A 12668-nucleotide genomic window follows, 5' to 3' on the forward strand; every position below is an offset into this window, starting at 1 on the left:
CTGAGCCGGAAAGGCCTGCGACGGTTTTTGTTGCTAGCTGTTCGACGGGTTCCAGGCCTTTCAACTAACTAGGCTGCTCCAGCAAAACTTTGCTTCCAAGCAGCCGTATAGCCGGAGAAATTACCGTCGACCTTTCAAATACCCACCGCCGAATCCGAAAGAATCTTCAGCGCCTCGCGAGCGATTGCTTTGCGCAGTCATCATTTCGACGTCGGTCAAATAGATGAGCACGAGCACTTCGCCGTCACGGCCGCGAGCACTGTGCTCCATCACTTCATAGGCGTCCGCGCCATCGTCGTCGAACCATACTTCGGCGGGCTGTTTCCCTTGCATCTCCTTGCCGTACTGCAGAACGTCATAAGCGAGGCTGTCTTCGTCCAAGCGGCGTTTGATAAACCACCTCTTCGGGACGTCTGGCGCTCGAGAATGCCAGCGCAGGTCGTTACCGCGGTAACAGGCGACGATGAGGGGTAACGTATCGATTTGTGCAACTCGGATGCAAGTTGCGGTACGACTGGTCTGGAATATTTCGGAAAATTCGTTGATGTGTTTGAAGCCGGGACGTCCCACGCTCTTGACCATCGGCATCAAGAGCGGACGGGGCATCAAAAGATGCGCAGCATACTCGTCCGCGTGTTTCTCGTGTTCGCTGTTCGAAGCCAGAGTTTCTCCCGGGTCGTCAACGCGACAGCGGAACGACCTGCCTCGATGCATTTCCCAGTGTCCGAGTTCGTGACCAATGGAAAAGCGTTCCCGTCCAACATTCGATGGGCGAATGGTAGCAATCGCTCGATTCTCAAATCCGAGAAGCGTGGCATCACAACCGTCCAGTTCATCGAATTCAATTTCGAGACCGGCGTCGTAGGCGAAGGCGACAACATCCAACTCTTCAGGGGACGTAATACCAAAGTCTGAGATGAGATTTTCGGCGCGCTCACCGGGGCTCATTTGACATCATCTCCATTTGAGTCGCGAGATGACTCTAGCCTCTTGAGCTGTGAGTAAATTCGACGCAAGTCAGACTCGGACATTTCTTCAAGTCCTCGCGCAGCCATGGTATATCGGCCGTCATTTTTCGCTCGCTGTATATAGGCCTTAATTTCCTCTAGCCTGACTTCCGGCTGAACGGTGGAGACGTCACTGCGGCCAGCCGCTAGGGCTTCCTGGGCTGCAGCTAGCCGCTGTTTCCCAGCAGCGGCCTTCGCAGCTTTCAATAGCCTCAAGCCGTTCGCCTTGGCCGCGTCCCCGTTTCTGCCTTCAAGAATGTCTTCGTCGGACATTTCTAGGAGCTCTCGCTCCAAAGCATCAGCAAGATTGTCGAATGGCTCGTTTTTCTTCTTTGTATTCATCTGTTCACCCCTGCTTATCGTGAGGTGCGAGCCGACGCAGCAAGCGCTTCCTCGCCGCGTCAAAGCGCTTCTTGTCCCAACCCAGCACGGCGGCCGCTTCGGCGCCGCGTGTTCCATCAATCCACACCATAAATAACAAACCAGCTTCCTCGTCGTCGAAAAGTTCCGCTTCAATCTGTTCGACCAACTGCCGCGCGATAAGCACGTCCTCCGGGGTTTCCAGAGTCGTTGCGACTGCGTATGGCTGAATCTGCCCCTCTTCGGGAGACTCGTCGGTCGTCGACACGACCGCGAACGTGTCAATCGGACCTTTGGTCTCTTTCTTCAGCTCGTTCGAAGAAATGCTCCTCATTGCGCCGAACAAGGCCTTGAGCGGTTCGAGGCCCCTCGGCCACCTGCGACGCATGTTGAGAAACTTCTCAATGGCCATTTGCAGCAGGTCGTTGCCGTCGCACCCGGCAAGGCTTCTGGACAGAAAGCCGGCATAAATCTCCGCCCGCGTCCAGTCTGCCTCGCTGAGCTTCTGCAACTCTTCCTCGACCTCGCGTTTGCTCAGTCGGCTCTCGTTCTCCACGGTATCGGACATCCCCGTACCCGCTCCTGAAATGTGACTCTTCAACCGCCTTCGGTGGACGCGATAAAAATATTTTTCTGTCAGCGTCCACGGACGGCTTCTCGAGAGTCCTGTCCAGTAAGGGCACAAACGCACGGTGCGCTGCGCCCAAACTGTATAAGGACAATCTAACGATGGTAAATCGCAAAACTCGTAATATCAACAGGGACTTGGCGCATCTGCGCACAGGAGAGCAGTATCTTCTGGGACTGCCGCTCAACACGATTCAGCCGCAGCGCCTGGAACGCGCCGGCCTCGGCACGCATCCGGCAAGCGGCACCCGCGTGTTGCCCCCGGCAACCGGCGGCGCGGCCAGCCGGCGCAACGCAAATGGTTTCGACATCATCCACCGCGACCAGCCGAAGGAAACGCGGTATCGCCAAATCAGCTGGACCTGGACTGAGCACCACGGCCGCGACACCGTCGAGAAGACGGGTGTGAAGGACGTGCCGTATTTGCGCTACCCCCGCACCGCTGTTCCTCCGTACGCCGTCGAGCTTCAGGTTCAGACGCGTTCCGACGGCATGTCGTTCGTGGTCGCCGGCCCATTCACCGTCGGCAGCGAACTCGACGCGGTCGCCACCAATACCGCCAACGTCTTCTGCGAGCAGTTCGGTGGCTTCGAAGTGCTGACCTTGACTCTCGGCGCGTGGGTCGCGGCCCCCGTTCGCCGTGTGAACTGGGAACTGCTGCCGCCGGGCCGCAATCCTTGGTTCAGCGCAAAACCGGCACTGGATCGCATCGTCTCAAGCGCGCCGGCAGGCAATCGGAATGTTATTGCGGCACGGTTTGCTGCTATCGGCGGCCACGAACCTGATTTCGTCGCGGTAGGGTCGGCTGGATTCGACGGTTATGCGGTGTTCGGGTTTACACGTCAAGGCTTCTGCCTGCTCGAGAGCCGTCAGGTGAACAACGCCACCTACGTGCTTTCGGACACGGACTGGGAGCGCATTTCGCAAATGTCGAAAGCGGAAATCCTCTCTGCCGGAGCCCACCAGCGGCGCCTCATCCATACGCGCAACTGGTTTGACGAACTCGAACTGATGTTTGCTGGCCCTGGGCGTCGCGCTGCATGACGGCTCGCTAACACGCACATTCACACAACCCTCAGTGGCGAGAGCGTCGCAGCTTCAACGCGGCGCCTCGCCGGAAGTTAAAGGAAATCTCGATGGCAAATCCTCGCGAATGCGACGACCAGCAGAAGTTACTTCTTGAAATCATCAAGCGGTTTGACTCGTACATCAACTCGAGCAACTCGAAAATTGCAATCATCCTGTCCTACTGCATGGCGTACATCGGCGGGCTGGGTTTCAAGCTCGTCGATGTCTCGGACAAGCGGACTCACGACGTCGCGTGGTGGGGCCTGCTTCTTGTGTCACTGCTGTCTATTGTCGTCACGCTATGGGCTGCGCGATACGCTTACCTCGCCTTGCATCCGCGGGTTCCGCCTGGCCGCGCTGCGCACGAAGTACCTTCAGCCATCTTTTTCGGCGATGTAGCACGGCATCCGGGCGGCCGAGATGGCTACGCAGCATCGTTGCGCGCCATGACCGACGAAGAAGTGGTCAAAGACCTGTCTGGCCAAACTCATGCGCTCGCCGATATTGCTTCACGGAAGTATGCGCTGCTCGCCAAGGCGACGAACTGCCTCGTCTGGGCACAGATACCCCTGTTCGGCGTGATTCTAGTTGTTCTTCTAACAGCGTTGCAAAAGCAGCCAACTTGAGAGGGCAGAAAAAATGGCAAACCGAGAAATTGAACAGTTCAGGAAGAGCTTCGACAACATCTTCGAGCAGGTTAGTCATCGTCAGCTACTCGCGAAATCCGCCTGGGCGCTGGATAGCATGAACGAGGGCCACGAGGTACGCGCGGACTCGGCGCTGCCGGCCCTTCAAGAGGAATACGCCATTCAGCTTCCTATTCGTCGCTGGTTCGGTAAGCAGCCGCAGGTCAACGAGGGCCGCATCGGCTGCCATCCCGACTTCGTTCATCTGGAAGGCACGGACGAAATTGAGTACCACCACGTCACCACCATGTTCATCGACGTGAAGGATTCGACGCGCCTCGGTCTGCGATACCCGCTCGAAGTAGTTCAACACATCAAGAATTCAATTCTGCGAGCAGCATCGGAAACGGTGCGCGCAATGGACGGTCACGTGCATCGCTTCATGGGTGATGCATTGATGGCCTTCTTCGGTGGGAAGGACCAGACCAAGGAGTCGTCTGCGATGGCGGCCATCTCTTGCGCCGCCATGCTGCAAGCTCTCATGCAAGAGTCTGTGGTTCCTGCTCTTACGAAGCGGAACATCGACGCGCAGGATATCGGTTTCCGTGTTGGCCTCGACTTTGGCGACGACAGCGAGGTCCTTTGGTCATCCTATGGCTACACTGCGGTGAATGAGGTGACGGCCACATCATTTTTTGTAGATGTGTCGGCGAAACTGCAGTCAATGGCGTCCAAGGACACTGCCATGCTCGGCCAGAACCTGATGCAGTATCTCGACTTCCCCGAAGCACTCGTTCGCTGCAAAAAGGAAAAGCGTGGGGACGAGATGGTTCCGGTGCCGTACTTACGCCCGAATTATGAGAAGCAGGACGGGAGCTCGCTGAACTACGTGGTTCGTAAGCTTGATTTCAAGGCGTTCGCGCGGCTGCTGCCGCTGCCGACCGAGTTCAAACAAATCATCGTGCCGGACATCAAGGCGCGGGCAGGCTTCAGTTTCCGCGCAAACGTGCTTGGGGACGCCGCCGGCGCGAGGCCTTATCCGTCGCTGTCGGAATGCCTGCCGAAGAACGTCGAAGTCGCATTCACGTTCCGCGCGGAGCCGCATGCCTTTGACGGGTTGCGCCTTCCTCTTTCGGGCAAGTTTATAAAGCAGAACCATGGGCAAGAGGCCGACGACGAAGATTCCCTTCTGCCCGAATTCGAGGAATTTACGATGCGGCCCGTCGTGGACGCTTACAAGAACGCCAAGGTTTGCACAAGAACCTTCAAGCGTCATACCGCGTACCGCGGACTTCATACGGTGACCGTGCATGTCGTAGACGCAGCGGGACAAGTCGTGTTTAACGATACGATTGCCGTGCACATCCGCTAGGCTACTTAACCTGCCCGGATGACGCTACCTGACTCACTGTGAAACCGTGCCCCTGCAGCCGCTTCCTATGATTCCGCGTCGTGTTAGTGAGCGTCATCGGTTGCGATTTGAGCAGTTGCCTGAAGCCGGAAAGGCATCGTTCATCCGCAGTTTCCCCCTTGAGGGCCTGCGTCGTAGTGTACCCAAGCGACGTTCTGGGAACCAGATGGAGTGCATCGTTGGCTTCGCCTGCGCTCTGAACCAGGTCGGCATTCATTTTTCCCTCGCATTGCGCTTGCGTTTCCGAGAGCAGCTCCATATCGGCTTCGGGCCAAGGCGCGGTTGGCCTCGCGGCCTGCAGCGGTCCTGATGTCCGAGGCGATGTCCGCCAATACGTTTTGCTGGTCAAAGTCGAATGCGGATGTTTCGAGGAAAACATGCGCAACGCCCAGAATTAAACCAACGGCAGCGACAATGCTCCGCAGAGGCTGTTTGACGCAGCCAAACCCTGCACGCGATACACGGCGGCGCAACGGCGCCTATGTAGACACCCAACCACAGGTTCTGCACCGAATAATAGCAACGGGCCAGAAAGAACCAGCCGGCGAGAAGGTATCGCATCGATAGAATACGTGGTTTCGAATAGCCCCGTTTTCGGCACTTCGGTGGAAAATCTTAGCCCGCCCGCCACATCGGCGTGTGTTAGCCGCATGCGGGCACGCCTTCGCCGTGGACACCAGCTGTCTCAGGTTTTCTGTGGCTGCTCAACTGCAACCCGATGAGCGGCCACATTCCCCCCCTCGACGCTGCACGGTTGGGTACAATTTGGAGGTTTTTGCAGTCTCGCGCCTACCGACCTCCCGGTACCCACCTCATGACAAACAGATTTCGTTGGACAAACGCCTCGGTGATCGCATTCGCTGCCGGATGCGACCCCGTTGAGATGATGGAGCAGAAGGCTCGGGAACTCGTACTTCAGGCAATGGATGAAGGCTGGGCCGGCCCGCCGTTTGACCCCTTGGCGCTCGCCAAGCGGCGAAACATGCGCGCTGAAGCCCGTGGCGACATACCCGACGCTCGCACCATACCAACTCCCGATGGCGAGTTGGTACTGCAGTACAACCCGACTCGTCCCCGAGGCCGACTTCGGTTCTCAATCGCCCACGAAATCGCCCATTCACTGTTTCCGGATTGCGCCGACGAGATTCGTCATCGCGACGGTGGTCCTACCTCCAGCAAGGACAACTGGCAGCTTGAAGTCTTGTGCAATATTGGGGCGGCAGAACTGCTGATGCCTCTCGGCAGCTTCTCGCAGCTAACGGGGCTCGAACTCTCGATGCAATCCGTGAACGAGCTTCGCAAAAAATTTGATGTGTCCGTCGAAGCTTGCCTGATTCGGCTCACCAAGCTTGCCACCACGCCATGCGCCGCCTTCTGCGCTTCACGTCACGAAGACGGTCAATACCGGATTGACTACGTAATCCCGGCACCAGGCTGGAAACCGCCTGTGGCGGTGGGGCATGCTGTTCCGGAAGGAAGCACAGTGACCGAGGCGAATGCTATTGGCTTCACCGCAATCGGGCATGAGCGATGGGCGCCAAACGCTCCCCTGATGAGAGTGGAGTGCATGGGACTTGCTCCCTACCCGGGTGGCTTGGCGCCACGCGTGGTTGGGCTCTTCGTGGTTGACGACGAAGCAAAGCTCGAAACGCCTCACGTTGTAGAGATTCAGGGCGACGTGCTGGCTCCTCGCGGCGAGGGCCCGAAAATCATCGCGCATGTGATTCCTGACCTCAACGTGCCTTGGGGCGGCGCCGGTTTCGCATCAAGTCTGCGTCGCAAGCATCCTGCCGTCTGGGAACAGTTCAAGGCAGATGCGCCACGCAAGAGTCAGGTGTTGCAGCTAGGCCAGGTCTATACGGGGCACATTGCGGAGCAGGTTTCGGTTGTCCACATGGTCGCCCAACACGGTATTGGACAGTCACAGACTCAGCGTCTTCGCTATGCGGCTCTAGCAGACTGTCTGGTCAAGGTTCGCGACCTCGCCAAGGAAAGCGGCGCGTCCGTGCATATGCCGCGCGTTGGAACTGGCCACGGTGGAGCAAACTGGGATATCGTTAAAGAATTGATTCAGGAAGTCTTGGTTGACCGAGGGGTTGCAACGACTGTGTATATGTTGCCGCGCTAAGAAGCCTTTAAAGAAAAGACTGAGAGGGGCAAATGAAGCCCAGATTCATCATTTTGTCCGGGCGACTTTGCGCCGGCAAATCGACGCTAGCGAAACTGCTGTGTGAAAAGGCCGGTGCCAACCTGATACGGTCGAAAGACCTTCTACGGAGTGCTTCAGGTGCGGATTCGGCCGAAGCGCTGGACCGCGCGTCACAGAAGCTTGAACAGACAACAGGTGGCCAGTGGCTCGCCGAAGCTGTCAACAAGCAGCTGATGTATCAGCCACCAAAGGAGTCCACCTCCGTCATCGACTGGGTACGTACCGTAGACCAGGTTAGGTTTCTGCGCGCTAGTGGTTGGGCCGTCACGCATGTCCATCTGAAAGCTAGCGACGCCGCTGTGAGCGAGCGACAAGGGAATAGCCGGACCAGCAGCAGCGAGAGGTCACGACGTTCTTTGTCAAAGCAGGCGCGAGACCTTGAGGCAATCGCTGATGTGGTCATGGATACAGACCGCTGCAACGCGAACGATGTCTTTGCACGGGTCGCTGCTAGACTGGAAGTGCGCCCGGTGACTGCCGAACCCTTAGTGGACGTACTGATTGGCGGACAGTACGGCAGCGAGGGAAAGGGCAACATCGTCCACTATCTGGCGCCGGAGTATGACGTGCTGGTTCGGGTCGGTGGCCCCAACGCTGGCCACAAGGTGTTTCGCCCTGGCGAGTCGCCTTATACGTTCCATCAACTTCCATCGGGCGCGCTTGCGAACCGCGACGCGACGCTCGTCATCGGCGCGGGTGCTGTTATTAATCTCGAACACCTGCTTCGGGAAATCGGCGAACTCGACATCAACTTCAACAAGCTCATTATTGACCCACAGGCGATGATTATCGACAAGACAGTCGACATTCCTTGGGAGACTGACTATCTGAAGTCGGCCATCGGCTCGACAGCGCAAGGTGTCGGCGCCGCGACCGCCCGGAAGATTCTTTATCGGCGAACCGACTCGAACGTCCTGCTCGCGAAGGACGTGCCCGAGCTGAAACACTACATACAGGACTCAATCGAGTTCTTCGCATCGTGCCTGTCCAATCGCCGCAAAATAATGCTTGAAGGCACACAAGGCACTTCCCTTAGCCTGCACCATGGGTTCTATCCGCATGTGACTTCGCGGGTCACATCGGCAACAGGCTGCCTCGCAGAAGCGGGCCTGTCTGCCCGCCACGTCCGACGCGTCGTGATGGTCTGTCGCACATATCCGATTCGTGTCGGAGACACGGATACCGGAAACACCTCAGGCTTCATGAGCCAGGAAATATCGGTTGACGAAATTTCCCGACGCTCCGGCATTCCCCTCGATGAGCTGAAGAAGACCGAGACCACGTCGACAACGCATCGGCCCCGGCGTATTGCGGAGTTCGATTGGGCCCAGCTTCGGCGTTCCCTGCTACTGAATGGGCCAACCGACATCGCCCTAACGTTCGCCGACTACTTCGGAATTGGGAATCGCAACGCGTTCCGTTACGAGCAGTTAAATGCAGAAACACTTCGTTTCATCGAAGAGACCGAGAAGGTAAGCGGGATTCCAGTGTCGATGATTTCAACCGCCTTCAATGAGCGCAACGTCATCGACCGGCGTATGTGGTGACAACCAAACGGCAAATAAAAAATGGATTTGAACGCATTTGTTGAACGTTATCCGACGCTGTACCACATGGCCGAGCAGGGAACGTGGCCATCAATCCGAGCGTTGGGGCTTCTCAGCACGAGCGCTGCGCTCGACCATTACGATGTAACCGGCGACGAGCGCACACTGCACGAGGTATCGCATCGGCCGGAAAAGGTGGCGATTGGCCCAGCCGGGGACCAAATCATTCTCCGCGACCAGAAGCCCATGGAGCCCACCCGACTGGAAAAAGCACTTCAGGGCGTAACGCCGTCGGGGTGGTATCAGTTTCTGAACAACAAGGTTTTTATGTGGGCTCAGGAGCATCGGCTCTTCGGCCTGCTCAATGCGCGTGCATATAAAAGACTCGAGCATGACGTTCTGACCATCGACACCGCGGCTCTCATGGAGAGGCACGCGAACCGGGTCTGGCTCTGCCCAATGAATTCCGGCAACACGTTTCCAATGCCCCACATCCGTAGCCTGGAAACGTTCCAGCGTATCGCGGACTACCCTACCAAGCGCAACGGGGCTCCCCAGAAAGAAGTTGTAGAGGTCGTAGTCGACTATAGCATTCCTGATATTGCCGATTTCGTTATCGAGGTTCGACGGATAAAAGGAGAGGAAGTGCTTGAAACGCTTCCCCTCCAATAACGCAATCAGTCTCGCACCGCTTGCTGTTGTTCCAGCAGTTCGCAAAGACGCTTATGGTCCTCCGCTAATCGTTCAACCCGATTGGCGAAGTGACCGAACACGGCCCAACGCAACGGATGACCGTGTGTTGCGACCGCCTTCGTGGCTTGGAGTAGCTCGTCGCGCAACTCAACGATTGAAGCGCCATTCAATGAACTCATGTGAAGGTGACCTCTCGATGTGATTTGCTTCGGTGACATATCTCGGTATAGGCACCGTCAAAATTTTGAGGCAGGGGAGAATTTTTTATGCTTACCGCATCGCGCCTTCTCGTGTTGTTGAGTGGTCCCCTCGCCGTAGGAAAAACTACACTGCGCCACTGCCTAGTGACGACACATGGTTTCGACTACGTTCGCTCCTCCGCTTTCCTTACCGAGCAGGCGCAGCGGGAAGGCCTTCCGGCGGACCGGCGAGGGCTTCAGGAACTCGGGGACCGGCTCGACGCCGAGACTGACTATCGATGGATCGTTGATGAGGTCGCGCTCCCAAGCATGGCAGCATGTGCCGACAAGAATCGCTGGCTAGTCGATGCTGTGCGTAAGCCAAGGCAGGTCGAGCACTTCAAAAGCCTTGAGCAGATTAAAGTCATACACGTGCATCTGACCGCACCTGAGGACGTGCTCCGACTGCGATATGAGACGCGGTTAGTGGCGAGCGCGGCCGCACCGTCTGCACCCTCCTATGAAGCCGCGATATCGCATCCCAACGAGGTCGCGGCCCGTGGCCTCATTCGAATTGCAGACATCGTTGCCGACGTGACTGATGAGAACATGGCAGAACTCGCGCAGCTGATTATTTCGCGTCAAAGCGGCTAGCATTTCACTAGGTATCGAGTTGTGTGCGACCAGCAAAGCGACGGGCGCTGTTCGGCGGACCAGCCAGCGCTTCCTGGGAAGGACGGGCCATATGCACAAGGTACGAATCGAACAATCCGCGAGAGCCGCTTGACGGCCTCAGTTTCACGCACGGGGCCGTTCGCCCAAGCGAACGGCCTGTAAAGTCAAATCGATACTGAACGCGCCGCTTGCGCATTGCGGTAGCATGCAGAAAAGATTTGCGCTCGTTCCCGCTGCCATGGTGACGTTAAGCGCAAGCCGCCGAAAACGAGAGATTCCTTGAGGGATTATGGCAGTTGACGCGAAGACAAAAGAACGGACACGAACTCTCATCGAGGGCCTGGTCAAGACGTTTGAGAATGCCGACGAGTTGTATGACGAGGCACTGTGTCTGGCCGAACGAGGCTCAGTCGCACGCGCCCTGTTGCTTCATCAAATCTCGCTTGAGGAGTGTGGAAAGGCCGACATGCTTTGCGTTGCGGTCTTTTCGTCGGTACGAGGCGAAGATATCGATATGAAACGTCTGACACGCGCTTTCTCGCGCCATGAGGCCAAAAACAAAGCTAACGCGTACTTTTTGGCTAAATCGGAGGTGGAGGCGCATGCACATGACAATAACGACTTTGCGACGGCCTCTGAAGCCTTCGGGAAAATGCAGGCTCAGTTTCATAAGGATTCGAATTCCTTGAAAAACGCCTCCCTGTACGTGGACTTCAACAGAAAATTCATTTCGCCTCGCGAGGCGGTCACGGCCGAAAACCTCGCAGACATCCGTCAGCGCAATGCGGACTTCATGGCGATGACCCACCACAAAGTAAGCGTCATCGCAACATGGGGAGACAACCTCGATGCTGCTGCAGATTACTATGCGCAGATTTCGAGCGAGCTAGGATTCGACCGAATCAAGGAGTTGGACCACAAAGACCCGGAAGCGCGGAGAGAGTTCGCGGAGGGGTTGCTTGAAAAAGTGGCCGAGCTGGCGAAGATTAGCAAGTAGCGCGTCCGGACGCACTTCTGGGGCCGCGACGCGATTTTGAAGTGCCGTATGTTGGCGGTACGTTGGAGGATTCCGTTTCGGCTTTTGCTGAGTTGGGGACGAGACTCAAACCCAGTTTGAGCCGGACGGAGCTTACTCGCGGCCACGTCCAGTTGACCTTGGGGTGTAAAGTGAAGCTTCTTGAACGGAGGCTCACAAAGTGCGACCCCGCGGGTACATGGGTCTTGTCGAGAAGGCGGAAGCAGCGCTCGTTGCTGCAATCGAAATTTACAACAAGCCGAGCTTCCCCTACCGGGAGGAGAGCTTCTCGATTCTTGCTATCAACGCCTGGGAGTTACTACTCAAAGCGAAGGTGATGGCCGAGAGCGGCGGCGACAAATCGGCCATCTACGAATTCACCAACTCAGTGACAGCCAAGGGAACGCCGTCCAAGAAGCGGCACGTCAAGCTGAACCGCTCCGGGAATCCCACGACCATTAATCTGCACAAGGCCATGTCGCGGCTTGACGACATGCCGAATGCATTGCTTCCTCCAGCCGTGCGTGCCAACGTCGAGTCGCTGATTGAAATCAGAGACAACGCCGTTCACCTCATCAACATCGGACCGGCCTTCTCGAAGCAGGTCTTGGAAATCGGCAGCGCGAGCGTGACGAACTTCGTAATCTTGGCGGGCCAGTGGTTCAAGCGCGATTTGTCGTCAAGTCTTTCATTGCTCTTCCCGGTCGGTTTCGTCGGCTCGCGCCTGAAAGCGAAGGCGGTTCCTACGAGTCCGGACGAGAACCGTCTCATCAAGTATCTTGCTGAACTGGAAAAAGGTGCGGAGGCGGATTCAGCAGCGGAGTACTATGTCGCGCTATCTGTCGACGTGAAGCTCAAACGGTCTCCCGGGGCGCTCGCGTCACAGCTGCAGCTTTCTCAGGACCCGAATGCCATGAAGGTCATCCTACAGGAAGAGGACGTCCGTCAGGCGTTTCCTTGGGATTACGGCGAGCTGATGAACCGGTGCCGCGACCGTTACACTGATTTTTTGCAAAACAAGGTTTTCAATGACGTTTGCAATCAGGCGAAACAAAACCCCGCGCTCACCCGCGTCAGATATCTTGACCCAGGCAACCCCAAGAGTTCCAAAAAGGTTTTCTATTCGACCAACATGCTGAAGCTTCTCGATAAGCATTACACGAAGAAAAAGTAAACCGAGCCTGTCCGGGCATTGTGCGGCTATTGATATCGGGGAAAAGGCGTGGCGCTGACTTTTGATGACAGACAATG

General features: G+C 56.9%; 13 protein-coding genes. 9 read left to right on the plus strand and 4 right to left on the minus strand.

The window, feature by feature from the left end; all coding sequences use genetic code 11:
* Positions 1–120 precede the first annotated feature (120 nt).
* The 3 genes from BLV45_RS19115 to BLV45_RS19125 are packed head-to-tail and all read right to left on the minus strand — an operon-like array spanning position 121 to position 1935.
* Complete coding sequence (locus tag BLV45_RS19115) at positions 121–948, minus strand: ImmA/IrrE family metallo-endopeptidase (protein WP_090535534.1); 828 nt, start codon at positions 946–948, stop codon at positions 121–123.
* A complete protein-coding gene (locus BLV45_RS19120) occupies positions 945–1349 on the minus strand; it encodes a hypothetical protein (RefSeq protein WP_090535535.1) in 405 nt (134 codons plus the stop codon). Before BLV45_RS19120 ends, BLV45_RS19115 begins: the two co-directional genes overlap by 4 nt.
* Positions 1350–1353: 4 nt before the next feature.
* Positions 1354–1935 (minus strand): hypothetical protein, encoded by a 582-nt coding sequence (locus BLV45_RS19125; RefSeq protein WP_090535536.1) that lies wholly within the window; start codon positions 1933–1935, stop codon positions 1354–1356.
* A gap of 161 nt (positions 1936–2096) precedes the next feature.
* On the opposite strand from BLV45_RS19125, the gene BLV45_RS19130 reads away from it, so the two are divergent.
* The 6 genes from BLV45_RS19130 (at position 2097) to BLV45_RS19160 (ending at position 9527) form a co-directional block, all read left to right on the plus strand.
* Entirely contained in the window at positions 2097–3038 is a 942-nt protein-coding gene (locus tag BLV45_RS19130; protein ID WP_090535537.1) for a hypothetical protein, read from the plus strand.
* 92 nt (positions 3039–3130) lie between these two features.
* Positions 3131–3688 (plus strand): Pycsar system effector family protein, encoded by a 558-nt coding sequence (locus BLV45_RS19135; protein WP_090535538.1) that lies wholly within the window; start codon positions 3131–3133, stop codon positions 3686–3688.
* A gap of 13 nt (positions 3689–3701) precedes the next feature.
* Positions 3702–5060 (plus strand): nucleotide-binding domain-containing protein, encoded by a 1359-nt coding sequence (locus BLV45_RS19140; protein ID WP_090535539.1) that lies wholly within the window; start codon positions 3702–3704, stop codon positions 5058–5060.
* Positions 5061–5913: 853 nt separating this feature from the next.
* Positions 5914–7227 carry an ImmA/IrrE family metallo-endopeptidase gene (locus tag BLV45_RS19150; RefSeq protein WP_176954208.1) on the plus strand — a complete coding sequence of 438 codons (1314 nt, stop codon included), beginning with the start codon at positions 5914–5916 and terminating at the stop codon, positions 7225–7227.
* A 32-nt stretch (positions 7228–7259) separates the two neighbouring features.
* Positions 7260–8855, plus strand: coding sequence for an adenylosuccinate synthetase (locus BLV45_RS19155; RefSeq protein WP_218133547.1), 1596 nt, complete (start codon positions 7260–7262; stop codon positions 8853–8855).
* A 21-nt stretch (positions 8856–8876) separates the two neighbouring features.
* On the plus strand, positions 8877–9527 hold the full coding sequence (locus BLV45_RS19160) for a DUF7002 family protein (RefSeq protein ID WP_090535542.1): 651 nt from the start codon (positions 8877–8879) through the stop codon (positions 9525–9527).
* A gap of 5 nt (positions 9528–9532) precedes the next feature.
* On the opposite strand, the gene BLV45_RS27195 is transcribed toward BLV45_RS19160, so the two are convergent.
* A complete protein-coding gene (locus BLV45_RS27195) occupies positions 9533–9727 on the minus strand; it encodes a hypothetical protein (protein WP_143130449.1) in 195 nt (64 codons plus the stop codon).
* A gap of 87 nt (positions 9728–9814) precedes the next feature.
* Between BLV45_RS27195 and BLV45_RS19165 the strand changes: the two genes are divergently transcribed.
* The 3 genes from BLV45_RS19165 to BLV45_RS19175 all read left to right on the plus strand — a co-directional run bounded on the left by BLV45_RS19165 (position 9815) and on the right by BLV45_RS19175 (position 12591).
* Entirely contained in the window at positions 9815–10381 is a 567-nt protein-coding gene (locus tag BLV45_RS19165) for a DEAD/DEAH box helicase family protein (RefSeq protein ID WP_090535543.1), read from the plus strand.
* Between the two features lie 310 nt (positions 10382–10691).
* Positions 10692–11399 carry an AbiV family abortive infection protein gene (locus BLV45_RS19170; RefSeq protein ID WP_090535544.1) on the plus strand — a complete coding sequence of 236 codons (708 nt, stop codon included), beginning with the start codon at positions 10692–10694 and terminating at the stop codon, positions 11397–11399.
* A 217-nt stretch (positions 11400–11616) separates the two neighbouring features.
* Positions 11617–12591 (plus strand): DUF3644 domain-containing protein, encoded by a 975-nt coding sequence (locus BLV45_RS19175; protein WP_090535545.1) that lies wholly within the window; start codon positions 11617–11619, stop codon positions 12589–12591.
* The last annotated feature ends 77 nt before the right edge of the window (positions 12592–12668 follow it).

The sequence above is a fragment of the Paraburkholderia sartisoli genome (assembly GCF_900107685.1).
Classification (GTDB): domain Bacteria; phylum Pseudomonadota; class Gammaproteobacteria; order Burkholderiales; family Burkholderiaceae; genus Paraburkholderia; species Paraburkholderia sartisoli.

Excerpts from the sequence above, each read along its gene's own strand:
- BLV45_RS19115 (WP_090535534.1), bottom strand. The coding sequence starts at position 948 with ATGAGCCCCGGTGAGCGCGCCGAAAATCTCATCTCAGACTTTGGTATT.
- BLV45_RS19120 (WP_090535535.1), bottom strand. The coding sequence starts at position 1,349 with ATGAATACAAAGAAGAAAAACGAGCCATTCGACAATCTTGCTGATGCT.
- BLV45_RS19125 (WP_090535536.1), bottom strand. The coding sequence starts at position 1,935 with ATGTCCGATACCGTGGAGAACGAGAGCCGACTGAGCAAACGCGAGGTC.
- BLV45_RS19130 (WP_090535537.1), top strand. The coding sequence starts at position 2,097 with ATGGTAAATCGCAAAACTCGTAATATCAACAGGGACTTGGCGCATCTG.
- BLV45_RS19135 (WP_090535538.1), top strand. The coding sequence starts at position 3,131 with ATGGCAAATCCTCGCGAATGCGACGACCAGCAGAAGTTACTTCTTGAA.
- BLV45_RS19140 (WP_090535539.1), top strand. The coding sequence starts at position 3,702 with ATGGCAAACCGAGAAATTGAACAGTTCAGGAAGAGCTTCGACAACATC.
- BLV45_RS19150 (WP_176954208.1), top strand. The coding sequence starts at position 5,914 with ATGACAAACAGATTTCGTTGGACAAACGCCTCGGTGATCGCATTCGCT.
- BLV45_RS19155 (WP_218133547.1), top strand. The coding sequence starts at position 7,260 with ATGAAGCCCAGATTCATCATTTTGTCCGGGCGACTTTGCGCCGGCAAA.
- BLV45_RS19160 (WP_090535542.1), top strand. The coding sequence starts at position 8,877 with ATGGATTTGAACGCATTTGTTGAACGTTATCCGACGCTGTACCACATG.
- BLV45_RS27195 (WP_143130449.1), bottom strand. The coding sequence starts at position 9,727 with ATGAGTTCATTGAATGGCGCTTCAATCGTTGAGTTGCGCGACGAGCTA.
- BLV45_RS19165 (WP_090535543.1), top strand. The coding sequence starts at position 9,815 with ATGCTTACCGCATCGCGCCTTCTCGTGTTGTTGAGTGGTCCCCTCGCC.
- BLV45_RS19170 (WP_090535544.1), top strand. The coding sequence starts at position 10,692 with ATGGCAGTTGACGCGAAGACAAAAGAACGGACACGAACTCTCATCGAG.
- BLV45_RS19175 (WP_090535545.1), top strand. The coding sequence starts at position 11,617 with ATGGGTCTTGTCGAGAAGGCGGAAGCAGCGCTCGTTGCTGCAATCGAA.